At 69.6% G+C, this 20,705-nt stretch carries 26 protein-coding genes; 13 read left to right on the forward strand and 13 right to left on the reverse strand.

The window, feature by feature from the left end:
- Positions 1 to 24: 24 nt before the first annotated feature.
- Positions 25 to 144, reverse strand: a complete 120-nt coding sequence (locus KQ297_RS09590) for a photosystem II reaction center protein I (protein ID WP_006172424.1) — start codon at positions 142 to 144, stop codon at positions 25 to 27.
- 101 nt (positions 145 to 245) lie between these two features.
- On the opposite strand from KQ297_RS09590, the gene KQ297_RS09595 reads away from it, so the two are divergent.
- A complete protein-coding gene (locus KQ297_RS09595) occupies positions 246 to 3,251 on the forward strand; it encodes an alpha-mannosidase (RefSeq protein ID WP_259739219.1) in 3,006 nt (1,001 codons plus the stop codon).
- Here KQ297_RS09595 and psbN read toward each other — a convergent pair.
- On the reverse strand, positions 3,220 to 3,360 hold the full coding sequence (gene psbN, locus KQ297_RS09600) for a photosystem II reaction center protein PsbN (RefSeq protein ID WP_006172418.1): 141 nt from the start codon (positions 3,358 to 3,360) through the stop codon (positions 3,220 to 3,222). The two genes, KQ297_RS09595 and psbN, sit on opposite strands and share 32 nt — an antisense overlap.
- A gap of 190 nt (positions 3,361 to 3,550) precedes the next feature.
- Between psbN and psbH the strand changes: the two genes are divergently transcribed.
- From psbH to KQ297_RS09620, 4 genes are read left to right on the forward strand one after another with little or no spacing between them, the layout of a single operon-like run.
- A complete protein-coding gene (gene psbH, locus KQ297_RS09605) occupies positions 3,551 to 3,751 on the forward strand; it encodes a photosystem II reaction center phosphoprotein PsbH (protein ID WP_006172417.1) in 201 nt (66 codons plus the stop codon).
- A gap of 51 nt (positions 3,752 to 3,802) precedes the next feature.
- Complete coding sequence (locus tag KQ297_RS09610; RefSeq protein ID WP_259739220.1) at positions 3,803 to 4,066, forward strand: TatA/E family twin arginine-targeting protein translocase; 264 nt, start codon at positions 3,803 to 3,805, stop codon at positions 4,064 to 4,066.
- A 3-nt stretch (positions 4,067 to 4,069) separates the two neighbouring features.
- Positions 4,070 to 4,690, forward strand: a complete 621-nt coding sequence (pth, locus tag KQ297_RS09615) for an aminoacyl-tRNA hydrolase (RefSeq protein ID WP_399251566.1) — start codon at positions 4,070 to 4,072, stop codon at positions 4,688 to 4,690.
- A 36-nt stretch (positions 4,691 to 4,726) separates the two neighbouring features.
- Complete coding sequence (locus tag KQ297_RS09620) at positions 4,727 to 4,984, forward strand: DUF3146 family protein (RefSeq protein WP_185466568.1); 258 nt, start codon at positions 4,727 to 4,729, stop codon at positions 4,982 to 4,984.
- Here KQ297_RS09620 and KQ297_RS09625 read toward each other — a convergent pair.
- Genes KQ297_RS09625 through ntcA form a run of 3 tightly spaced genes read right to left on the reverse strand, consistent with a single transcriptional unit; the run spans position 4,981 to position 7,442 of the window.
- The gene (locus KQ297_RS09625; protein WP_259739221.1) at positions 4,981 to 5,430 is read right to left on the reverse strand and encodes a resolvase; all 450 of its coding nucleotides are present in this window, start codon (positions 5,428 to 5,430) and stop codon (positions 4,981 to 4,983) included. The genes KQ297_RS09620 and KQ297_RS09625 overlap by 4 nt on opposite strands.
- Positions 5,427 to 6,668 (reverse strand): DUF3084 domain-containing protein, encoded by a 1,242-nt coding sequence (locus KQ297_RS09630; protein ID WP_259739222.1) that lies wholly within the window; start codon positions 6,666 to 6,668, stop codon positions 5,427 to 5,429. The genes KQ297_RS09625 and KQ297_RS09630 overlap by 4 nt, the downstream gene beginning before the upstream one ends.
- 45 nt (positions 6,669 to 6,713) lie before the next feature.
- Entirely contained in the window at positions 6,714 to 7,442 is a 729-nt protein-coding gene (ntcA, locus tag KQ297_RS09635) for a global nitrogen regulator NtcA (RefSeq protein WP_259739223.1), read from the reverse strand.
- A gap of 207 nt (positions 7,443 to 7,649) precedes the next feature.
- Between ntcA and KQ297_RS09640 the strand changes: the two genes are divergently transcribed.
- Positions 7,650 to 8,246, forward strand: a complete 597-nt coding sequence (locus KQ297_RS09640; RefSeq protein WP_259739259.1) for a cob(I)yrinic acid a,c-diamide adenosyltransferase — start codon at positions 7,650 to 7,652, stop codon at positions 8,244 to 8,246.
- Positions 8,240 to 8,833: a dCTP deaminase gene (dcd, locus tag KQ297_RS09645; RefSeq protein WP_185466576.1), complete on the forward strand. Its 594-nt coding sequence runs from the start codon at positions 8,240 to 8,242 to the stop codon at positions 8,831 to 8,833. Before KQ297_RS09640 ends, dcd begins: the two co-directional genes overlap by 7 nt.
- Positions 8,834 to 8,857: 24 nt before the next feature.
- On the opposite strand, the gene KQ297_RS09650 is transcribed toward dcd, so the two are convergent.
- The 3 genes from KQ297_RS09650 to KQ297_RS09660 are packed head-to-tail and all read right to left on the reverse strand — an operon-like array spanning position 8,858 to position 10,584.
- Positions 8,858 to 9,211 carry a hypothetical protein gene (locus KQ297_RS09650; RefSeq protein WP_259739224.1) on the reverse strand — a complete coding sequence of 118 codons (354 nt, stop codon included), beginning with the start codon at positions 9,209 to 9,211 and terminating at the stop codon, positions 8,858 to 8,860.
- Between the two features lie 36 nt (positions 9,212 to 9,247).
- On the reverse strand, positions 9,248 to 9,970 hold the full coding sequence (thyX, locus tag KQ297_RS09655) for an FAD-dependent thymidylate synthase (protein ID WP_259739260.1): 723 nt from the start codon (positions 9,968 to 9,970) through the stop codon (positions 9,248 to 9,250).
- 32 nt (positions 9,971 to 10,002) lie between these two features.
- Complete coding sequence (locus KQ297_RS09660) at positions 10,003 to 10,584, reverse strand: thioredoxin domain-containing protein (RefSeq protein WP_259739225.1); 582 nt, start codon at positions 10,582 to 10,584, stop codon at positions 10,003 to 10,005.
- Positions 10,585 to 10,670: 86 nt separating this feature from the next.
- Here KQ297_RS09660 and KQ297_RS09665 point away from each other — a divergent pair, with 86 nt between their 5' ends.
- Positions 10,671 to 11,084, forward strand: a complete 414-nt coding sequence (locus KQ297_RS09665) for an NIL domain-containing protein (RefSeq protein ID WP_185466583.1) — start codon at positions 10,671 to 10,673, stop codon at positions 11,082 to 11,084.
- Positions 11,081 to 11,593: a hypothetical protein gene (locus KQ297_RS09670; RefSeq protein ID WP_259739226.1), complete on the forward strand. Its 513-nt coding sequence runs from the start codon at positions 11,081 to 11,083 to the stop codon at positions 11,591 to 11,593. The genes KQ297_RS09665 and KQ297_RS09670 overlap by 4 nt, the downstream gene beginning before the upstream one ends.
- 13 nt (positions 11,594 to 11,606) lie before the next feature.
- Here KQ297_RS09670 and KQ297_RS09675 read toward each other — a convergent pair whose 3' ends face one another.
- A complete protein-coding gene (locus KQ297_RS09675; RefSeq protein WP_259739227.1) occupies positions 11,607 to 13,676 on the reverse strand; it encodes a lytic transglycosylase domain-containing protein in 2,070 nt (689 codons plus the stop codon).
- A gap of 67 nt (positions 13,677 to 13,743) precedes the next feature.
- Between KQ297_RS09675 and KQ297_RS09680 the strand changes: the two genes are divergently transcribed.
- Entirely contained in the window at positions 13,744 to 13,893 is a 150-nt protein-coding gene (locus KQ297_RS09680; RefSeq protein WP_311133998.1) for a hypothetical protein, read from the forward strand.
- 56 nt (positions 13,894 to 13,949) lie between these two features.
- The gene (gene glmM / locus KQ297_RS09685) at positions 13,950 to 15,359 is read left to right on the forward strand and encodes a phosphoglucosamine mutase (protein ID WP_259739229.1); all 1,410 of its coding nucleotides are present in this window, start codon (positions 13,950 to 13,952) and stop codon (positions 15,357 to 15,359) included.
- Here the strand turns inward: glmM and KQ297_RS09690 are convergent.
- Genes KQ297_RS09690 through KQ297_RS09705 form a run of 4 tightly spaced genes read right to left on the reverse strand, consistent with a single transcriptional unit; the run spans position 15,346 to position 19,728 of the window.
- Positions 15,346 to 16,347: an N-acetylglucosamine kinase gene (locus tag KQ297_RS09690; protein ID WP_259739230.1), complete on the reverse strand. Its 1,002-nt coding sequence runs from the start codon at positions 16,345 to 16,347 to the stop codon at positions 15,346 to 15,348. The two genes, glmM and KQ297_RS09690, sit on opposite strands and share 14 nt — an antisense overlap.
- Positions 16,340 to 17,704: an IctB family putative bicarbonate transporter gene (locus tag KQ297_RS09695; protein WP_259739231.1), complete on the reverse strand. Its 1,365-nt coding sequence runs from the start codon at positions 17,702 to 17,704 to the stop codon at positions 16,340 to 16,342. Before KQ297_RS09695 ends, KQ297_RS09690 begins: the two co-directional genes overlap by 8 nt.
- Positions 17,704 to 18,414: a tRNA (guanosine(46)-N7)-methyltransferase TrmB gene (gene trmB, locus KQ297_RS09700; RefSeq protein WP_259739261.1), complete on the reverse strand. Its 711-nt coding sequence runs from the start codon at positions 18,412 to 18,414 to the stop codon at positions 17,704 to 17,706. The genes KQ297_RS09695 and trmB overlap by 1 nt, the downstream gene beginning before the upstream one ends.
- Before the next feature lie 6 nt (positions 18,415 to 18,420).
- The gene (locus KQ297_RS09705) at positions 18,421 to 19,728 is read right to left on the reverse strand and encodes an FIST N-terminal domain-containing protein (protein ID WP_259739232.1); all 1,308 of its coding nucleotides are present in this window, start codon (positions 19,726 to 19,728) and stop codon (positions 18,421 to 18,423) included.
- A 58-nt stretch (positions 19,729 to 19,786) separates the two neighbouring features.
- Between KQ297_RS09705 and KQ297_RS09710 the strand changes: the two genes are divergently transcribed.
- Together KQ297_RS09710 and KQ297_RS09715 are read left to right on the forward strand one after the other, a co-directional pair.
- On the forward strand, positions 19,787 to 20,401 hold the full coding sequence (locus KQ297_RS09710) for a DUF3177 family protein (protein ID WP_185466597.1): 615 nt from the start codon (positions 19,787 to 19,789) through the stop codon (positions 20,399 to 20,401).
- Entirely contained in the window at positions 20,401 to 20,700 is a 300-nt protein-coding gene (locus KQ297_RS09715; RefSeq protein WP_259739233.1) for a hypothetical protein, read from the forward strand. The genes KQ297_RS09710 and KQ297_RS09715 overlap by 1 nt, the downstream gene beginning before the upstream one ends.
- The last annotated feature ends 5 nt before the right edge of the window (positions 20,701 to 20,705 follow it).

Here is a 20,705-nt window from a genome sequence, read left to right on the forward strand (position 1 = left end):
ACCCCACCCGACCGGAGCGTGGATTCAGTCTTCGAGGTCTTTGCGGCTGGGGGTGCGGCTGGGATCACTGGCCAGAAAGCCGAAGACGAAAATGCCGATGAAGAAGAAAACGACCGAGTAAACGGAGATCTTGAGGGCGAGCATGAATCCGTCCGGCGGGTGACAGGGAGTGACAGGCGCCAGGTGGGGCCTGAACGACCCTTCGGCAGCCGCATCATCCTATGGGTCACTGACGGCCGGGATCGATGACGCAGGGCCTGGACCCCCAGCAACCCCCCGAGATTGAAACGTTTCGATCACGTTCGAGGCTCGATCTGCTCTCCGCCTGGCAGCGGCGTGGCCCTGATGGTTCCTGGCAGGGAGCCCTGGCCGACCCCTGGGCTCGGCTCCATCGCCCCGACTGGCATGCCCGCGGTCTGATCGCCTGGCCGCGGGGCGGGCAGACACAGCATCTGGTGCTGGAGCTGAGCTGTCCTCCCAGCTGGCGGGGCCGGTCCCCGGCCCGCGCCCGGTTGGCCTTGCGCTGGTGGGCCACCGCCGCCGAGCTGCGGGTCGATGGCCGCACAGTTCACCGTGGTGACCTGTTCGACAGCTCCTGCCGCTGGGCCCTTCCGCAGCACTGGTGGCAGGGGCAGCCCCTGCGCCTGGAGCTGGAGCTGCGCAGTCCACTGCACGACGACGGCGCCCTGATCCTGAGCGCGATCGAGGCGGAGCCCCTCGATCCGTCGGACCCTGATGGTCTGCTGACGGCCACACGGCTGGAGCTGGAGCAGCTGCGCCAGCCCTTCCCAGGCGTGGCCGGCAGCTTCCATCTGCTTGGCCACGCCCATCTGGACCTGGCCTGGCTCTGGCCGGTGGCCGACACCTGGCAGGCCGCTGAACGCACCTTCCGCTCAGCCCTCGATCTGATCGACCACCACCCCGACCTGCACTTCGGCCATTCCACCCCGGCGCTGTATGCCTGGCTGGAGCGGCATCGTCCCGCCCTGTTCGCGCGGATCCGCGCCGCGATGCGCGCCGGCCGCTGGGAGCCGCTCAACGGCCCCTGGGTGGAAGCCGATTGCGTGCTGGTCGGCACCGCCTCCCTCTTGCGGCAGTTTCAGGAAGGACAGGCCTACAGCCGCCGGACCTTCCCGGAGTGGGAGCATCAGCTGGCCTGGCTTCCCGACAGTTTCGGCTTCAGTGCCGGCCTGCCGGCGGTGGCGGCGGCCACGGGCGTGCGCTGGTTCTGCACCCACAAGCTGGCCTGGAACGCCACCACCCCCTTCCCCCACCGGTTGTTCCGCTGGCGCAGTCGCTGTGGCGCTGAGGTGCTGGCCCTGATGACCGCCCCCATCGGCACCGACGGGGATCCACTGGCCATGGAGCGCTACCGGCTGGCGTGGCAGGAGGCCACGGGAGACCCCACAGCTCTCTGGCTGCCGGGGGTCGGGGACCACGGTGGCGGACCCACCCGCGAAATGCTGGAGCAGCTGGATCTGTGGCGCAACAACGAAGCCACCGCTCCGCAGCGGCACGGCAGCCTGCGCGACTACCTGCAGCGGCTGGAGCCCCTCAGCGGCCAGCTTCCCGTCTGGCGCGATGAGCTCTACCTGGAGCTGCATCGCGGTTGCGCCACCAGCCGCCCCGACCAGAAACGCCACAACCGCACCCTGGAGCGGTTGCTGCGCGAGGCCGACCTGGCCGGCGCCCTGCTCGGGGCCACGGGTGAGAGATCAGAGACCTCCGGCTGGCGTGAGCTTCTCTTTCAGCAGTTCCACGACATCCTGCCGGGCACCTCCATTCCCGAGGTGTTCGAGCAGGCTGAACCCCAGTGGCGGGCGTCCCGCCGCCGGGCGTCCCGCTGTCGTGATCGATCGTTGCGCGCCTGGCTGGAGCCTGCTGGTGCTGGTGCTGGTGCCGGTGCCGGTGATCAGGCTCAGGGGGCCTCCAGAGCGGTGGAGTCGTGGTGGTGGGCCCAGCTGCAGCCCCTGCCGGCGGCCCCCCTCACCCTGCGCCTTCCCGCGGGCCGCTGGAGCCTGGAGGAGCAGCCCCTGCCCTCCCAGCCCGTCGCATCGGGTGGTCACTGGGTGCAGCTGCCCTCCCCCGCCGGCGTGGCGGTGCTGCGGCTGCGGCGACAGCGCTCCGGCCCGGACCCTCTGCCGGCCACCGACGACGACGCGATCGAGAATCCGGTGAAGCTCGAGACCCTCACCGCCGGCGAGCGCTGGCGGCTGGGCAATGGCCTGATCTGGGCTCAGCTCGGCCCGCTGGGCCTCGAGCAACTCTGGGGGGGCGACCACAGCCCACAGCTGGCTGGACCGCTGCAGTGGCGGCGTTGGCTGGATCGGGGCGAGTTCTGGGATGCCTGGGATCTGGCCGCCGATTACCGCCAGCACCCCCTGCCCCTCGACTGGGAACCCGTTCCGGCGCTGGCGGAAGTCGGTCCGCTCTGCTGCCGGCTGGTCTGGCGCGGCCGCTGCGGCGCCAGTGCCCTGCGCCTTGATCTGCAGCTGCGGGCCGGCTGCCCCTGGCTCGAGCTCACCCTGCGGGTCGACTGGCGCCAGCGCCACGAACTGCTGCGGCTGGAGCTGCCCCTGCAGCATCCGGCCGTGCGCTGGGCCGCCGACACCGGTGCCGCTGTGATCGAGCGGGCCGCTGCGGCCACCAATGCGCGCGAAGCGAGCCGCTGGGAGGTGCCGGCGATCAGCTGGGTGGCGAGCCAGGCCGCCACCGGTGGATTGGCGGTGCTGCTCGATGGGCCGCAGGGGGTTTCAGCGTGTCCGGAGGCTCTGGGGGTGTCCCTGTTGCGCGGTCCGACCTGGCCAGATCCAGGCGCCGACAACGGAGCACAGCGCCTGCGCCTGGCTCTGATGCCCTGCGGCGAGGGCTGGCGTCAGGCTGGTGTGGCGGCTGCGGCGGTCCGCTTCCGGGAGCCGTGCTGGCTGCGGCCTGCCTTCTCTGCGGGAGAAACCATGCCTGGCTCAGTGCTGGAGCTGGGTCACCGCGATCTGCGTCTGATCTCCCTTGAGCGCGAAGGCGGTGGCGGTCTGGCCCGGCTGACGGTGCAGAACCTCTCTCCCTGTCGTCACCAGCTGGAGCTGGGAGCCGACTGGCAGGTGCTGGAGCGCCTCGATGGGCTCGGGGATCCGCTCCCCTCTTCTGCCGGAGCGGAGGACGTTGGACCAGAGTCCGAAGTACGCACCCGCGTGGGACCTTGGCAACTGGCCAGCTGGCGGATCAGTCGTCGTGATCGTCGAAGGGATCCGTGAGCTGTTTCGAGGGTGGCCCGAAGGCGGTGTAGACGCCGAAGCCGGTGAGGGCGAGGAGGGCCACCAGAACGGTGATCGCCACGGAGATGGCTGGGGAGGTTTCGCTCAAGGGTGGTGGTGGAGGGGGACAGACCGGAGACGATCCGGGATGTGGCGGTGAGGGGGTTGTCCAGCGGAGCCATCGGCCGAAGCCCGACGGCGAACCGGACCGTCACAACTCTCGGCGAGGGCTGCGCCGGTGAACCCTTGCCCCTTACAGTAACGGCCCTATCCCATGTGCCAGAGAGGACACCACAGCCATGGCCCAACGCACCCGACTGGGAAATCTGCTGCGCCCCCTCAACTCCGAGTACGGCAAGGTTGTCCCCGGCTGGGGAACCACCCCGGTCATGGGCGTCTTCATGGCCCTGTTCCTGGTCTTTCTGCTGGTGATCCTGCAGCTCTACAACCGTTCGCTCCTTCTCGACGGCATCACCGTCAACTGGAACGGCATGGGCTGATCGGCGGTTCCCTCCCTCAGCCGCTCCCCTCCACCTGAGACCCCCCCTTCCATGAACTTCTTTGGGATCGGTCTTCCGGAGATGGCGGTTATCGCCGCCATTGGCCTGCTCGTCTTCGGACCGAAGCGTTTGCCTGAGCTGGGCCGCACCCTCGGCCGCACCCTCAAGGGGTTTCAGTCGGCCTCCAGCCAGTTTGAGCAGGAATTCCGCAAGGCCGTCGACACCGAAACGGTCTCCACCACCATCCTTGAGTCTGAAGCCGGTGCTGCCGATGCCAGCGCCGGCGATCCCAACCCTCCGTCCCCGTCAAGCTGAGCGTTGTCTCTGCAACTCGCTGCCGACCTGCAGCTGCTTGTCGGGCTCGGCAATCCCGGCGAGAAGTACGCCCAGACCCGCCACAACGTGGGCTTCATGGCCCTGGATCAGCTCGCTCAGCAGGAAGGCGCCCAATTCCGGCAGAACGGCAAGCTGCAGGGGGCCATCGCCGAGATCGGCCATGGCCCCACCCGCCTGCGCCTGCTCAAGCCCAGCACCTACATGAATGAGAGTGGCCGCTCGATCCGGTCCACCCTCAACTGGTTCGGACTCCGTCCCGATCAGATGCTGGTACTGGTGGACGACATGGATCTTTCCCTGGGGCGCCTGCGCCTGCGCCGCTCCGGCAGTGCAGGTGGCCACAACGGCCTGCGCAGCGCCATCAGTCATCTGGGCAGCCAGGACTTCGCCCGGCTGCGGATCGGCATCGGTGCCCCGGCCCAGGATCCCGCCCTGCGCAAAGCCCGTACGATTTCCCATGTGCTGGGTCGCTTCGAAGTCGCTGAGCGGCCCCTTGTGCAGGAGGTGCTGGCCGAAGTGCTCGAGGGGGTCGGCCTCATCCGCACCCGGGGGTATGAGCGAGCCGGCACCCGTCTGAACAGTTTTCAGCCCACCCCTGCCTGACGCTGGAGGCGTCACTGTGCCCCATGCCCTGATCCCGTGAGCCGTCTGCCCGCCACCACCGCCCAGCTGCGGGTGCTGCACCAGAGCTTCAGCCATCAGCTGCTGGAGGGCGAGGTGGCTGCCGGTGGCTTCCACTGGACCTTTCGCTGGGCGTTCGGCCGGGGAGAACTGACGGTGGAGCCTTCCTTGGGCCGTGCCCTGATCCAGGACGCCCTGCTTCGTTTTCTGCTCCAGCTCGACTATCAGCTCGAGCCCGGTGGCGACTACGCCTTCACCGTGCGGGCCAAGTTCTAGGGCGGCGCCAGGGGGTGGTTCAGGAACCGCTCCAGCAGCAACTGGGCCACCACATCATCCCAGTCGCGGGGAGGTTGGCGCAGCCCCCTGGGCAACAACCGGCGCCAGCCCGTTGCCGGGTGGAGTTCCCAGAAGCGCTGGCGTGCCGCCAGGGTGGTCCCATGCTCCTCCACCAGCAGCACCGGCAGTGGCCATTGGTCCAGCCGCCGTTTCCAGCAGTCGCTGCCGGTGCCATTGCCGAGGATCACCGCCACCACGTCCCCCTGCTCCAGCCAGCCTTCCAGCCGGCCCCAGGCCTGCTCGGGCGACATCACCGCGGCTTCGAGCACCTGGTGCCGCAGCTGGTCGGTGCGCACCAGTCCACACTTGCTGAGACCCGGATCGAGCCCGGCCAGAGCGCCCTCGCCTGGCAGATCGGCTGGATCCTGGAGAGCCGAGCGGATCATGGCCGCCCCGGGCCCATCCGTTCCGGCCGTGGTTCGCTGGGGACCGCGGCCAGGCGGAGCTCGAGCACCAGAGGGTCAGGGGTTTCCGCGTCGCGGAGTGCCACAGCCTCCAGGGTCACGGTCTGCCCGAGGGGCCGCTCACTCAGTTCTCGCCCCAGCCGGTTGAAGGTGGCCACATCGAACTGGACCCCATCGGCGATCGAGCCCTGGCGCTGGGCCTTCGCAAAGGAGGCCGCCAGCAGCAGATTGAGGCGGCTGCGCACCTGTTCGCTGGAGCGCTCATTGCCCTCCAGCACCGTGGACGCCATCAGATCGCCCTGGCGCAGCACCTGGCGGTTGGGCCTGAGGTCGGGGAATCCCAGCACCTGGTCTTCGCCGCGCAGCACGTTGGCAGCCGAGAGGATGCTCACCACCCAGGGCCCTCCCCGGGAGATGCGGGCTTCGAGCGTGGCGATGTCCTGCCGCGGTACCAGCAGGATCTGCCGGTTGGGGTCTTCCCCGGGCAGAACCCGCTGGAAGGCATTCAGATTGGCCTGACGCAGCAGCGCCACGACCGCTTCCCTGGCCTCGGCCCCGTTGCGGGGCTTCACCTTGGCCGTGGCCAAGGGCTGACCGCTGCTGAGCACCACGTCGCCGCGACGCAGGGCGATCAGTTTCTCCTCCAGTCCCTTGAGCTCGGCCTCACCGGCACTGATCAGGCCGCGCACCCGGGCCAGTTCCGTCTCGGTCCTGTGGATGTCCTGGTCCCTGGCGCGGATGTCCTGGTTGAGTCGATTGCGCTGGGCCAGCAGTTGCTGTCGCTGGGTCTGCAGGGGCTTCAGTTCCCCGCGCAACCGGCGCGCCTGGATCTCGGCGGCCGTGAGCTGACGGCGGGTCTGCTCCCGATCGCGGCGGGCACGCTTCAGGGCCGCCTCCACGCGGGCCTGCTCCTGCTTGCTCAGGCGCAGATTTTTCTCACTGCGGCGCAGGGTGGTGCGGCTCTCGAGCAGCCGTGCCTGCAGGGCGTCGAGTTCGAACAGCCCGACGCGCAACCGTTCGCTCACCGCCAGCATCAGGCCGAGGGAGACGGCACTGATCAGGCTGCCCGTGAGCACGGTGATCAGCACGGCCGTGTTGCGCGGCCGCAGGTTGAACAGACTGAGCCTGGCCTTGCCGACCCGGCTCCCGAGCCGGTCGCCCAGGGTGGCCAGCACCCCTCCGAGGGCCAGGAGCGCCAGAATCAGCAGCCAGCCGGACACAGCGCCGTGCGTGTGGTCCCAGTATCAGTGGCGGTGGCAACCGGCTCAGCTGAAACGCTTGGCGAGGGCGACCGGATCGAAGACCGTGATCTTCTTGCGATCGATCTGCACCAGCCCTGACTGGCGCAGATCGCCCAGCAGGCGGGTGATCGTGACCCGGGTTGATCCGATCGCCTCGGCAATCGCCTGATGGGAGAGGCGCAGGTCGATCGTGATGCCTTCGCTGCCTGGCACACCGAAATCCCGGCAGAGCACCAGCAGAAAACTCACCAGCCGCGACGACATGTCCCTGTGGGTGAGGGTCTCGATCATCGTTTCGGTCTGCAGGATCCGGGAGGAGAGGCCCAGCAGCAGCAGCAGCCCCACGCTCGAGTCCTGCTCGATGGCCCGCCGCACCGAGCCGGCCGGGGCGGCCACCAGCTCGACCCGGGTGAAGGCCACCGCGTGGTAGAAGCGATCGGACCGTTGACCGGTGAGCAGAGAGAGCACCCCGAACAGGCTGTTTTCCCGCAGCAGGGCCACGGTGATCTCCTCGCCCGATTCATAGACCCGCGAGAGGCGGACCGCTCCGCGACGCAGCAGGTAGACCCGCTCGGCCGGATCACCGGGGAAGAAGATCGTTTTGCCCCGCTCCACGCTTTCGATCACGCAGCCGCTCAGCCCGCGCATCACATCCAGAAGCGTGTTGGCGCCGTTGGCGGCTGCGGCCAGTCCGACGGGAGCCGGTGTCGAAGGGCCGCCGGTTCGGCTGAATCCGCGCATCGCGCCAACCATGTTTCGGCGGAGCAGGTGTGAGATGGACGGTAAGGATCGCCAATGGCGCGCCTTGTAGTGTCCGACACCTATCAACAGTATCAACGCAGGCCCGGCGAGAGCAGAGCTCGGAGAGTGGTACGGACGTTCGCACTAGGGATGGTGGCGAAGTCTTGCTGGCGGCCCGGACGCCGCTACATTCAGGACCGCGCTTCCCTTGGGGTGTTGATGACGGCCAGCCTGCGCAACGCCTCCCATGAGTCGCGCCATCCCCTGCGCGCCGTGCCGGCCTCCCGGCCGGTGCCGCCGCCCCGCCCCCGGGCAGCGCTGGCCAGGCCCGAAGGCCTGCTTCAGGTGCACACAGCCCCCTTCCGCGGGAGTTTCGGAGGGGTGTTCAGCCAGGCCCTGCGCACAGCCGGGCTGGGCAGTCGGGTGCTGATCAGCCAGTTCCTCAAGGGTGGGGTCGACCAGGGGCCTGGCCGCAGCCTCAGCCTCTGCGGCCGCCTGCAGTGGTTGCGCCCGGCCGTGGCCTCCTGTCTCACCGAGCCTGCCGACCGGGAGCAGGTGTCGGTGCGCGCCGCCGTGGAGGAGGTGTGGGCTTTCAGCCGTGATCAGCTGATGGAGGCGGCGGTGGATCTGATGGTTCTCGACGAACTTGGACTGGCGATCGAGCTGGGGTACCTCCCAGGGGGGGAGGTGATCAGCACCCTTGAGCAACGACCGGCCCACCTGGATGTGATCCTCACGGGTCCGGCCATGCCCCTGGAGCTGCTGGGCATGGCCGATCAGGTCACCCAGCTGCGGCGCGGGGGTGCCCCATGCTGAAGAACGACCGCTGGATCAATGCCAGGGCCGTTGAAGGGATGATCGAGCCCTTCCAGCCTGACCTGGTGAGGCACCTGGCTCCGGACACCGCCTCCCGGCCGGTGCTGAGTTTCGGCTGTTCCTCCTACGGCTACGACCTGCGCCTCTCGCCTCGGGAATTCCTGATCTTCCGGCACGTGCCTGGCACGGTGATGAACCCCAAGCGGTTCAACCCAGACAACCTTGAGCCTGCGCCACTCCACCACGACGACGACGGTGATTTCTTCATCCTGCCGGCCCATTCCTATGGACTCGGCGTCGCACTGGAGAAACTGAAAGTCCCCCCAACGATCACTGTGATCTGTCTGGGCAAGAGCACCTATGCCCGGCTGGGCATCATCGTGAACACCACGCCGGCCGAGGCCGGCTGGCAGGGCCACCTCACCCTCGAGTTCAGCAACTCCTCCGGGGCCGACTGCCGCATCTATGCCAACGAAGGTATCACCCAGCTGCTGTTCTTCGAAGGAGATCCCTGCGAAACCACCTATCAGGATCGTGCCGGTAAATATCAGCATCAGCCGGAGCGCGTCACTCTGGCCAAGGTCTGAATCAGTGGAGGGGCCAGCTCGGGCTCAGGGCAGCCCCATGGCCCGGCGCACCTGACCGATGCAGGGCAGCCCGCTCGGGCAGAGACGAATCACCCGTCCATTGACCACAAACAGGGTCTCGCTCTCCTGCAGGGCAGAGCCTCTCCCCGCCTGGGAACCTCGTGCGCCCGGCGCTGAGAGCATGCCGAAGGAATCGCTGCCGCCGCCTGCTCCAGGAGTGAGCATCCAGCCTTCGACGGATCTGAGCAGGTTGGTGTATCCCGGAGCAGAGGCCCCTTGCAGGGTTCCCTGGATGGCGGCCGCTCCCGCTGCATCGATCAGCGTCTGGCCGTGGGCGGCCGGGGCGATCAGCAGCAGGAGCAGCAGCAGCGGCGGCATCGATGGGCTTGCAGAGGGTCTTGCAGGCACAGGTGGTCAGGGGGCCAGGCGCGCTTTGTGCAGCCGGGAACGGCCATACCAGGTGGCGATCTCCGGAGCCCACGACTCCAGGTGGGGCCAGATCAGATCACAGAGCTGGCGGATCTCCAGCTGTGCATCCAGCTTGGCCCGCAGATCGAGAAAATGCAGCAGTGCGCGCAGGCTGAAGCTCGCCACGAAGTGCTGGCGGTAGTCGAAAGGGAGGATGCCGCGGGCGTGTTCCTCGGCGAAGCCTGCCGCCAGCAGATCCCGATACCGCTCTGCCGCCTTCCGGCAGAGGTCGAGGTCGAGGGCTCGCTGCTCGGCTGTGTACTCGTATTTCTTGCCCTGGCGATCGCTGTAGGACCCCACCGGGCGCAGGTAGAACACCTCCTCCAGCTCCAGGTCTCCGTTGGCGGCGCGGCAGATGCGATCGCCGGTGTAGCGCATCGACTGCACATCGAAACTCACCCCGACCCGGTGGGTGCGGGCCTGCTGCATGACCGAGTGGGGAAACCAGCCCACGTTGAGCACGATCTGGGCATGCTCCAGAGGGCCGTAGTGGCCGCGCTCGCCCGAGAGCAGCCGCTTCACACAGATCTCACCCGCCGTGCGTTCGTCGGGCCAGTCGGCCCGGTCGGCGGCAACGAATCCCTCGCTGTAGTCCTGATGCATCGCGGCATAGACGCACTGCTGGGGATTGGGGGTGGCAGCGATCAGCTCGACCCGGAAACGGTCCATGGGGCAGCGGGCAGGGGTGGGGGCGGTGGTTTTCAACCGTGGCTGCGGGGACCGGCCTGGGCCGGTACGGCCTGGCTGGGGTTCTGGGCCTCGCCGCCTGCCAGGGGCGAGAGGCTGCCGACGCCCGCCAGCAGTGGCAGGGGCGTCTCCTCGATCAGGGCGGTCATGATCGAAGCCAGCTCGGGTCGGCTGCGGGCCCCGAGGGAGCGCCCGATCGAGCTGCCGCTGCCATCGAACAGCTCCAGCTGGGGGATGCCGTTCACCCGGTAGCGATCGATTTCAGGACTCCAGCGCGGATTGTCCACATTCAGCAGCACCACATTGAGCTCGCCGTGGTGCTCACTCTCCAGGGCCGCCATCGCCGGAGCCATCGAGCGGCAGGCTTCGCACCAGTCGGCGTAGAACTCCACGATGGTGGGGCGACCACTGGAGAGGGCCAGGGGCAGCTCAGGCGAACGACGGGCCAGCTGCTCCAGTGGTGCCTGGGGCTGCAGTCCCCCGCGCAACCAGAACAGCAGCAGCGCCAGGGCGGCGGCGACGGCAGCCAGCACCATCCTCTCGCGGCGCCCAAGGGGGGAGGGACCAGCTGGAGCCGCTGGGTCGGGCTGAGTCATCGTGGCGCTCGAGGGGCCTGAACCACGGGCACTCTGGCAGTTCTGTGTCAGGAGCTCGATAGCATGGCCCAACACTCCTGGCTGCGGTGAAGCGTCGCCTCACCATCCACTTCCCGCGCGAAACGGTGCATCACCCGATCACCTATCGGCTGGCTGTGGATTTCGACATAGCCGCCAAGATCCTGCGGGCCCAGATCGCTCCCAACCAGAGCGGCACCATGGTGGTGGAGCTCTCAGGTGACATCGACGAGCTCGATGCGGCCGAGCAGTGGCTCGAGGATCTCGGGCTGGGTCTTGATCGCGCCCCGGGAGAGATCCGCATCGACCGCAGCCGCTGCGTTGATTGCGGCATCTGCGCCAGCGTCTGCCCCAGCGGTGCCCTTCGCAGTCGACCGCCGGCCTGGCGGCTGGAATTCACGGCCCAGCACTGTCTGGTCTGCGAGCAATGCATCCCCAGCTGCCCCCTGGACGCCATCGATCTGGTGCTGGAGGCCCGATGACCAGGGTGATCGGCAGCATCCTGCGCCTCGCCCTGCTGCCCCTGCGGGCGCCGTTCCTGCTCGTGCTCCTGCTGGTGAGCATCTATCTCGGCGTCGACTGGGTGGTGAATGCTCCGGTCCAGGACCTGGTCAATCCCGACCAGAATCCTGTCCATGGGCTGTACTGGACGGTCGCCTGCCTGCAGGCGATGGTCGTGGTGGTGGTGGCGTCGGTCCCCGACCTGCTCCTGCGTCAGCTTTCGCTGCTGATGGCTGCAAGCCGGGTGATCACCCTGATCGTCAGCCTGCTCCTGGTCACTGTCGGGGGCCTCTACCTGCTCCACCTCAGTGCCCTCTCCGATGTGCTGATCCTGGCCACGGCGGTGCTGCTGGCCCGCCTGGATCTCACACGCATCAGGGTGGTGCCCTCACCGCTGTTCACGGCTTTTTTCCTCTGCGGGTACGTGATGCTCGGTGTCTGGATCGGCCGGCTCTTGCAGCTGGGGGGTCTGCTGGGACAAGCGGCCTGACGGTGAGGCCCGTTCAGCAGCTCCGCCTGGGCCGTTCCTGGTAGCCCCAGAGATTGCCGAGCACCTTCTTCACGTAGAGGCGGGTCTCGGGGTAAGGAATCGCCTCCACCCAGAGTTCGGGGCTGGCCTGGAGCCTGCCGTCCTGCCAGTCGGCCACCGCGCCCGGCCCGGCGTTGTAGCTGGCGATCGCCAGAAAGGGGTTGTCCTTCCAGAGGTCGAGCATCTGGCTGAGGTACGCCGCCCCCAGCTCCGCATTGAAGGCAGGCTCGCGCAGCTGATCCTTGCTGACCACCCCCCCGGCCAGCTCCGCGGCCGTGGCCGGCATCAGTTGCAGCAGGCCGATGGCCCCCGCCACCGATCCCACCCCGGGGGTGAAGCGTGATTCCTGTCTGGCCACGGCCAGCAGCAGGGTTGGATCCAGCCCGTGGCGGGCCGCGGCCGTGCTGAAGGCCTCGCCGTGACGGATCGGCAGCAGGGCCCGCTCCAGGGGCAGTTTGGCCTGGCAGTCGCCACCGGCCCAGCGCAGGCTCGCCTGCTCCAGCTGGCCCAGGCCGGTCCAGTCGTCCCCGACCCCCTGCCGCAGCCGCCCCTCCAGCATCAGCTCCTCGGGCGAGGTGAGGGTTGCCGAGGGGCGTTCCTGACGCCATTGCTCCCAGGCTTCCAGGTGGAGAGCCAGGCGCCAGAGCCGGTCGAGATCAGGCTGGCCGCTGTTCAGGGGCTGCCAAGGGTCGGCCGCCAGGGCGACCGGGCCGGCGGCGCGCAGCCGGAGTTCGGGTTGTTCGCCCAGCTGGACCCGGCTGCGCCAGGCGTAGTAGCTCCAGGGCAGACGCCGCAACACAGCATCCCAGCTGCGCCGGGCCGCGGACGGCTGGCCCAGCTGGCGCTGGGCCATGCCACGCCAGAAGAGGTGTCGGGCGGCCAGCGGCGGCGGCAGAGCGGTGGCGGGCAGGGCCTCCAGCAGGGTCAGGGCCCGCTCGGCCTCTCCCTTGAGCAGGGCGGCCCGGGTCAGGTCCCACTGCAGGTCCCAGCTGGCGGGATCCCGTGGCCAGCGCTGCAGCACCGGACGCCAGTCTCCGCCGGCATCGAGCACCAACCGCGCCTGCACAGGCGCACTCAGCCGCAGGGGTTCAGGCAGCTCACTCAGCTCGGCTGGGGTGACCGTGGGAGCGGGGGTCTGGGCCAGCAGGCGCACGGCCTCGAGAGCTTCTGGCCGCTGGCTTCGCTCTCGGCTCAGGGCCAGCAGGCGCGCAGCCCCGGCCCTGGCCTCGGCGGGACCACCCCGCAGCAGGGCCCGGCCGATCTCCAGCTCCTGCCTGGGCTCCCCCCGAGTGGAACCCAGGCAGCCCAGGGCTCGACGCCCATCCCCGACCCTGGCCAGCCCCGCGGCCAGGCTCCCCCGCTGGGCGGCACTCAGAGCCGTGGCCGGCTGTGCGCAGATCTGGCGCAGGCGTGCGTCGGCACCGGGCCAGCGGGGCCCCCAGCGGGCCAGATGCAGGGCTCCCTGCTGGCGCTGGCTGGCCTGGGGACCCAGTTCCAGGGCCGCGGCCAGGGCCGCGGGGTGGGCCGGGAAGCGGCGCAGCAGCTCCCGACGCTGGGGCGGGTCTTCGCGGCCGAGAGCGTAGAGGGCATCGGCGCTGGGAGGCGCCATGGGAAAGCGCTCCAGCAGCTCGCGCCACTGGAGGGTGGCAGCGAGCCCCTGGGCTTCGCGGGCGAGGGCCGCCCGCTTGAGCGCCACCGCCGCCAGTGGGCCCGGTCCCCAGCCCTGCCCTCGCAGCAGGCGCCTCTGGCCTGAAGGGTCCTCGCTGCTGCTGGCCGGCAGCAGCAGCAGGCTGGCTTCCCGGCGCCGCTCGGGATCGGGATCCCAGCGGCGGATTCTCTCCAGGTCGAAGGCAGGGGTGTCAGGGGTGGGAAGGGGCCGTTGTTGCAGCAGCAGTCGCCCCAGCAGCAACAAGGCCCCGCTGCCGATCACGGTGAGAGCCAGGGTGAGCGGGCCGCGGCGACCGGCAGGGGACGGGTTGGGCAAGGTCAGGCAGCGGCGCTCCGGTACGGCTTTGGCATTCTGGGGTTCCCGTCTGCCGGTCATGCCCGCGCCACCTCCCTGGCTCCGCCGGTGGACCACCCTCCCCGGTGCGGCCGGGAGGGTGAGAGCCTTGGTGGCGCTTGGCCTGGCCCTGGGCGTGCTGCTGCTCAGGCCGCTGTGGCCCTTGCTCTGGCTGCCGGGTTGGCTGGTGGGCGGTCTGCTGCTCTGGGCGGTCTTCGAGCTGCTGCGCTGGGCCTGGTGGCCGAGGCGCTGGCGTTGAGGCCCAGGGGTGCTGCTGCTGAGCCGCTTAGCCTGATTCCCTTCCTTTCTCGCCAGATGCTGGAGCCAGCCTCTTCCCCGATCGGAGCTCCCCTCGGGGAGGGTTGCACCGGCTTCGGCACCGATGGCATCCGCGGGCAGGTGGGCAGCCTGATCACGCCCCTTCTGGCCCTTCAGGTGGGCTACTGGTGCGGTCGGGTGCTGCCGCCCGAGCGCCCGGTGCTGATCGGCATGGACTCCCGCAACAGCGGCCCGATGCTGGCCGCCGCCCTCACCGCCGGCCTGACCGCCGCCGGACGGGAGGTGTGGAACCTGGGCCTCTGCCCCACCCCCGCGGTGCCCGGCACGATCCGCCGGGTCGCGGCGGCCGGCGGCCTGATGGTCTCCGCCAGCCACAACCCCCCCGGCGACAACGGCATCAAGGTGTTCGGGCCTGGTGGCGCCAAGATCGACCGACCGCTGCAGGAGGCGATCGAAGCGGGCCTGCGCGGCGATCTCCCCGCCACGATCGAGGCCACGGGGCTGAGCGGCCCCCGTGGCTGTGGGCCGGCCTTCCAGCGGCCGGATCTGCTCGACGACTACAGCGCCGCCTTGCTCGCCAGTGTCGGTGGGCGGCGACTGGACGGCTGCCGCATCGTGCTCGACCTCTGCTGGGGGTCCGCCACAGCCTGTGGTGCCGCGGTGTTCAGCGCCCTCGGGGCGGATCTGACCGTGCTGCATGGGGATCCCGACGGGCAGCGGATCAACGTGTCGTGCGGCAGCACCCATCTGGAGGCCCTTCGCCAGGCGGTGCTGCAATCAGGTGCCCAGATGGGCTTCGCTTTCGACGGCGACGCCGATCGGATGATGGCGGTCGACGGCAAGGGCCGGGTCGTGGATGGCGATCAGGTGCTGTACCTCTGGGGCGGGGCCCTGCTGGAGACGGGCGACCTCCCCGGTCGGCTGCTGGTGGCCACCGTGATGTCGAACCTGGGCTTCGAGCGGGCCTGGCAGGCCAGGGGTGGCTTGCTGCAGCGCACCGACGTGGGCGACCAGCATGTGCACGCCGCCATGGAAGCCAGCGGAGCCGGACTGGGCGGGGAGCAGTCGGGTCACATCCTCTCGGCCCGGCACGGGATGAGCGGCGATGGTCTGCTCACCGCCTTGCAGGTGGCCACGCTGATCCACAACGGCGCAGGGTCCCTGGCCGACTGGATGGAAGCCAGTTTTCAGCCTTACCCCCAGGCCCTGGTCAACGTCACCGTGCCCGATCGGGGCCGGCGCCAGAAGTGGCACCACTGCGATCCCCTCAGGCAGGCCGTCGAGCAGGCCGAGACGGCCATGGCCGGCAGCGGTCGGGTGCTGGTGAGGGCCAGCGGCACCGAACCGCTGCTGCGGGTGATGGTGGAGGCGGCCGAGCAGGAGGCCGTCGACCACTGGTCGTCCCATCTGGCGGCCCTGGCCGCGGCTCATCTCAACCGGAGCTGAGCGTCGCCGTGGTCTCCAGCAGCTGCGCGGCCAGCTGCAGGGCCCCCTGGCAGGCATCCCCCCGGGGAGGCACCAGCCGTGCCTGCGGCAGGGCCAGCGCGAGGCTGCGCTGATACGCCCCCGCGAACCAGCTCAGATGCTCGAGGGCTCCGCCAAGACCGCAGACCTCACCGTCTTCGAGGCCCAGGGTTCGGGCCACGCCAGCCACCATTGCCGCCAGCCCCGCCGCTGAGCGCTCCAGCACCGCCATGGCGTCGGGATCAGCCGCTTCCGCCAGGGCATTGACCGCCGGAGCCAGGCGGGCGAAGCCGGCGGCTCCGAAACCAGGATCCACCACCATCGCCTTGATCCGCTGGGGTGTGACGCGCCCCTCGCCCAGGGCCGCCCAGAGGTTGGTGCGCAAGCTGCTGTCGGGGCGGCGGCCGTCGGCCATCTCCAGCGAGAGCGCCAGGGCGTCACGACCGATGTCGCAGGCCGAGCCGGAGTGATCCAGCAGCCAGCCCCAGCCGCCGCAGCGGTGCTCCCGTCCCTGGCCGTTGCGGCCCAGGGCGATGCTGCCCGTGCCGCTGATCACCACGATGCCTGGGCCGCCGCCGAAAGCGCCGTGCCGTGCCGTGCGCTCGTCGCCGCACACCCGCACCCGCTGGGGAGACAGGCCGAGAGCGGAGCAGGCCAGCCTCGTGCCGAGGTGTTGCACAGCACTGCCCTGCTCGATGCCGCTGGCACCCACAGCGGCCGCCTGCAGCGGAGTGGTCGCGGCCCGGGCCCCGCCCCGGCTGGCCATGGCGGCAGCGCGGGCCCGCTCCAGGCTGAGGCCAAGGGCCGTGCTGAAGCGTTCCTCACCGGCGGCGGCGGCCAGATGGCTCACACCGGGACCCTCCCCTTCGGCGAGCACCTCCAGGCTGCCGTTGCTCCGGCGTTGGGCCAGCCTGCAGGTGGTGTGGGTCTGGCCGGCATCGAAACCCGCCAGCACGACTGGTTCAGCCATCCGCTGCCAAGGGCAGGGTGGCCAGGGTGGCCAGGCAGAACCAGCCGGTGAGCTGCACCTCCGGGCGGAAGAAGATCGTGTCGGTGAGGCCCTGGACACAGAGGCCAACGATCGCTGCCACGGCTCCGAGCGCCGGCAGGACGTGGGGATGTTCACGCCGCAGCTGGGACAGGCCCTGGCGAAGGCTGCACTGCAGCAGGCCAAGGCCCGCCAGCAGTCCGGGAATGCCCCCCTCAACGGCCAGCTCCAGGGGGATCGAGTAGGCGCTGAGGGCGTTGAACTTCGGCTGCTGGTAGAGGGGATAGATCAGATTGAAGATCGTGTTGCCCGGCCCGATGCCCAGCCAGGGCCGGTCCTGGACCATCTGGAGAGCCGCCATCCAGACGTTGATGCGGAAGTTGTTGGAACTGTCTTCCCGGCCCGCCACCAGACTCAGCACCCGCACCCGCAGGGCTTCCACCTGGCTGACGGCCACCACCAGCACCAAGGCCCCGCCCAGCAGAAGCAGCAGCGGAAACAGGCGTCTCAGCAGGGGCGACCAGTGACGACTGGCCCGCAGGGCCAGCAGCAAGGCCAGGCTGCCGAGGGCCCCCACGAGCCCCAGCCAGCCGCCTCGGCTGTAGGTGAGCATCAAGGCCGCCACCCCGATCAGCAGCGCCGAGAGGGCATAGAGGCGGGCCATGGGCCGCCGCCAGCACAGCATGGCCACGGCCGCCAGCGGAAGGATCGGCAGCAGGTAGCCCGCGAGCAGGTTCGGGTTGCCGAGGGTGCTGTAGATCCGCACCGTCCCTTCCGCCACCGAGTTCGGGTCTGACCAGCGCGCCAGGGCCGAGCTGTCGGCATAGAGCTGACGGATGCCGATCACCGCCGTGATCAGTTGCCCGCCCAGCAGGGCGGCCACGATCCTGTCCCACCAGACGGGCGCCGTGGCGAGCAGCTGACGCATCAGGGCATAGACGCCCAGGTAGCTGACCAGCTTGAGCAGGCCCTTGGCCGCAGCCGTGGGCACGGGCGAGAAGCCGGTGGCCAGCACCGCCAGCCCCAGCATCAGAAGCAGCCAGCCGCTGATCGGTCCGATCCGGCCGGCGGGGGTGCACAGGGCCCAGATCAGCCAGAGCAGACCACTGGAGAGGATCAGCAGACTCAGCCCGGCCCGGGTGACCAGTGGCAGACCCGCCATCAGCGCGCAGAGCACCAGCCCGGCCAGCAGGGGCAGATTCCTGGCCAGGGGGCCCGAGGAGGAGGCGAACAGCCCCTGCCAGCGCAGCAGCCAGGGCACCCGGGATTCGTGCTCCGGGGCGTCGGTGCCACCGCCCTCAGCGGAGCCGACGGCGGCATGGGTGGCGGGGTTGGGCATCAGGCGCCGGCGGAACGGGCCGACGGATTATGGGCGGCTTCGGTGCTCCGCTCCAGGGGCGGCGGCGGATGGCTGCAGGGCTTGCTCCCGCGCCGATAGAGCACCCGGTACACCGGCAGCCCCCGGGCGAGCACCAGCCGCTCCCGCTCGGTTGCCACCGGCCATGGGTTGTCACCGCGCCACGGACGTGCGTCCTCCGCAGGACGCCTGAACCAGCCACTGGATTCGGTGAGCGCCACCATCGGCTCGATCACCGCCGTCACATCGCTCTGCAGAAACAGCTCGCCCCCCTCAGGCAGGGTCGCCGCCAGGGCCTGGAGCAGGTCGGGCTGAAGCACCCGTCGCTTGTGGTGCCTGCTCTTGAACCAGGGGTCGGGAAACTGGATCGTCACCCGCCGCAGCTGTCCGGCAGGCAGGGTTGCCAGCCAGCACAGCAGGCTCACATTGGCGTTGCAGAACAGGAAGCGCAGGTTGCCCGCGCTCAGCTCCCGGCGGTCGCGTTCGGCGGCCTCCACCAGGGGCCTGCGGATCTCGATCCCCAGAAAGTTCCAGGAGGGCTGGAGTGGAGCCATCGCCAGCAGGAAGCGCCCGCGGGCACTGCCGATGTCGAGGTGGAGCGGCTGGCCCGGTCGCTCGAACAGCTCCTGGAGGAGGGGCAACGGCAGGGGCCTCTGGTGCACCCTGGAGAGGGGGTTGACGTGCTGCCGCACCACCGCTCAGCCCTCTGACGGTGGCGGCCCTGCAGCCTCACGGGGCACCAGGAAGCCCAGGCTTGCCGTGTAACCGTGCAGGTAGGTGATGCCTCCCACCGGTCCGATCTCTCCGTTGCAGAAGGCCCCGGCCATCGGCAGACCTGGAAATTCCCGCTGGACGATGCTCACATCGCCGTCGGGTTCGCCGTAGAGCCCCACCCCGCGCCCCAGGCAGGCGAAGAGCAGGCCAGCCAGAGGAGGCTGGGCGGCGCTGGCGCTGGCCTGGTTGCTCAGCAACTGTCGCAGCTCCTGGCGTGAGGCCTCGGCATCGCGCAGCTGAAACTGCACCTGCTGGCCCACCCGCAGGCGCTCAGCCACCGCCACCGCCCCGTTGCGGGGGTCCACCCCGATCAGGTTCCTGACCAGAAAAGCGGTGCTCTCCCCGTCGTCCCCGCCGTCGGCCAGGCTGAAACTGCTGCGCGCCACCCCGAGGAAGAGGGAGTGGCGCACCAGCTCCCGCTCGGTGGGGTTGAGGGTCTGCAGAATCGACTGCAGACAGTTCACCGGGGTGTTCTGCTGGTCGCCGCGGCTGAGCTGAAGCACCACATTGCGCTCCGCCTGCTCGATCTCGAACACGGGGCCGATCGGCCGGCATCCCTGTGCCACCAAGGGATCGATGGTCCAGCGGCCACCGATCAGGCAGCCCACGGCACCGGTCACCACCCGATCGTCGAGCAGCAGTGATCCATGGTTGGCACTGTGGTGGCCAGCGATGCCCCCCACCTTGGCCAGGCCGGGGAAGGCGTAATCGAGGCCGCTGATCAGATCATTGATCGCCTGGCAGGTGGGGTCCACCAGAAGCACCATCGCGGAGGCCCGCTCCGGATCGGCTCCCACCCAGCTCACCCAGTCGCGGCTGTCTCCATCGAGATCGGGCAGCTGGTCGGTGTCCAGCCCGAACAGCTGCAGATCGGCCCCCGGCAGATGCAGCAGCATCACGCTCAGGGCAGGTTCCTGTTCCACTTCACGGGCGGTACCGCTGGCCCCCGTGCCCACCACGCCCCCGCCGGCGGCGCCGAGCCAGTGGCGGGCCCGCAGGCGGGAGCGCAGCAGAGGCAGCAGCCGCGGCAGGTCGCTGGCGTAACTGGTGGAGCCGAACACCAGGGCCAGATCCGCTTCTCCCCGCGCAGCTGAGCGATACTCCCGGGCACACAGCTGCTGAACCACCTCGCCGACGGCGTCCTCCAGGGAGGGCTGGCGTGAGAGCGCCGTGCGGCAGGAAGCCTGCTCATCACCACGTCGGAGCCAGGAGAACAGCGAGGGCGCAGGCATCACCCGAACCTACTGGTGTGGCTTGGCGCGGATAATGGCGCCTTCCCGTACCCAAGCTGTGCCTGACCTGCTGTACCGCACCCTGGTGTGGCTCGACTTCCGCCTTGCGGTGGTCTTCACTCTGGGCCTGCCTCTGGTGCTGCTGGTCTGGGCGGCCTGTCGGCGGGAAGGGGCGCTGCTGCGGCTGATGGGCATCTACTGGAAGGTGGCCAGTCTGCTGGCGATCGCGGTGCTGTTGTTCGTCGACGCCCGGCCCCTGGCCTATCCACTGATGATTCTGGCGAAACTGCTGATGGTGGCGTCGCTCTGGTTCTGGGTGGATCTGAATGAGGAGCTGGCTGATCTGCCCCCCTGGCGCGCCCTTCCCCTCGCGGTGCGCAGCTGGCGCTGGGCACTCACGGCCTTTGGCCTGCTGGGGGCCGGGCTTGGCCTGAGTGCCCTCGGCTGCGGCCTGGGCGTGGCCCGCAGCGCGTTCTGTCAGACCTGGCTGGAGGCTCCGCGCCGCTTGCATGGGTTGGCGACGGAGGTGTTCGCCTTCGTGTTCGGTGCCGACCTCACCCCCACCCTCACCGCGTTCTTCGGTTACCTGGCGCTGGTGGCCTATGTGGTGGGTCTGCTGCAGTGGATCCTGGTGCGTCTCCCCCGTCAGGGGCGGGTCGCTGGAGGGTTCTGATGGCCGAGTCCCTGCTGGCCCAGCTCGAAGCCCTCAGCCGCGGCCGGGCCGACCGGGTGCTGCGCCTGCGGGGCACCCTGCCGGGGGCGCAGCATGAGCCCTTCGAGCTGCTGGTGTTCCGTGGGTTCTCCTGCAGCGTCACCCACCCCACCGCCTTTGATCCCGACCAGAGTGCCCTGCCGGATGGGGCCGAGATCAGCGAGGCCGAGCTGCTGCTGGGGCCCCTGAACCCTGCCGACGAGAAAGTGCTGGCGGGCCCTCTGGCACCCCAGCACTTTCTCGATCCAGCCCACTGGTAAGCCGC

It is taken from the genome of Synechococcus sp. CS-205, assembly GCF_025128255.1.
GTDB lineage: Bacteria > Cyanobacteriota > Cyanobacteriia > PCC-6307 > Cyanobiaceae > Regnicoccus_A.

Excerpts from the sequence above, each read along its gene's own strand:
- KQ297_RS09590 (WP_006172424.1), bottom strand. The coding sequence starts at position 144 with ATGCTCGCCCTCAAGATCTCCGTTTACTCGGTCGTTTTCTTCTTCATC.
- KQ297_RS09595 (WP_259739219.1), top strand. The coding sequence starts at position 246 with ATGACGCAGGGCCTGGACCCCCAGCAACCCCCCGAGATTGAAACGTTT.
- psbH (WP_006172417.1), top strand. The coding sequence starts at position 3,551 with ATGGCCCAACGCACCCGACTGGGAAATCTGCTGCGCCCCCTCAACTCC.
- KQ297_RS09610 (WP_259739220.1), top strand. The coding sequence starts at position 3,803 with ATGAACTTCTTTGGGATCGGTCTTCCGGAGATGGCGGTTATCGCCGCC.
- KQ297_RS09625 (WP_259739221.1), bottom strand. The coding sequence starts at position 5,430 with ATGATCCGCTCGGCTCTCCAGGATCCAGCCGATCTGCCAGGCGAGGGC.
- ntcA (WP_259739223.1), bottom strand. The coding sequence starts at position 7,442 with ATGGTTGGCGCGATGCGCGGATTCAGCCGAACCGGCGGCCCTTCGACA.
- KQ297_RS09640 (WP_259739259.1), top strand. The coding sequence starts at position 7,650 with ATGACGGCCAGCCTGCGCAACGCCTCCCATGAGTCGCGCCATCCCCTG.
- dcd (WP_185466576.1), top strand. The coding sequence starts at position 8,240 with ATGCTGAAGAACGACCGCTGGATCAATGCCAGGGCCGTTGAAGGGATG.
- KQ297_RS09650 (WP_259739224.1), bottom strand. The coding sequence starts at position 9,211 with ATGCCGCCGCTGCTGCTGCTCCTGCTGCTGATCGCCCCGGCCGCCCAC.
- thyX (WP_259739260.1), bottom strand. The coding sequence starts at position 9,970 with ATGGACCGTTTCCGGGTCGAGCTGATCGCTGCCACCCCCAATCCCCAG.
- KQ297_RS09660 (WP_259739225.1), bottom strand. The coding sequence starts at position 10,584 with ATGACTCAGCCCGACCCAGCGGCTCCAGCTGGTCCCTCCCCCCTTGGG.
- KQ297_RS09670 (WP_259739226.1), top strand. The coding sequence starts at position 11,081 with ATGACCAGGGTGATCGGCAGCATCCTGCGCCTCGCCCTGCTGCCCCTG.
- KQ297_RS09675 (WP_259739227.1), bottom strand. The coding sequence starts at position 13,676 with ATGACCGGCAGACGGGAACCCCAGAATGCCAAAGCCGTACCGGAGCGC.
- glmM (WP_259739229.1), top strand. The coding sequence starts at position 13,950 with ATGCTGGAGCCAGCCTCTTCCCCGATCGGAGCTCCCCTCGGGGAGGGT.
- KQ297_RS09690 (WP_259739230.1), bottom strand. The coding sequence starts at position 16,347 with ATGGCTGAACCAGTCGTGCTGGCGGGTTTCGATGCCGGCCAGACCCAC.
- KQ297_RS09695 (WP_259739231.1), bottom strand. The coding sequence starts at position 17,704 with ATGCCCAACCCCGCCACCCATGCCGCCGTCGGCTCCGCTGAGGGCGGT.
- KQ297_RS09705 (WP_259739232.1), bottom strand. The coding sequence starts at position 19,728 with ATGCCTGCGCCCTCGCTGTTCTCCTGGCTCCGACGTGGTGATGAGCAG.
- KQ297_RS09715 (WP_259739233.1), top strand. The coding sequence starts at position 20,401 with ATGGCCGAGTCCCTGCTGGCCCAGCTCGAAGCCCTCAGCCGCGGCCGG.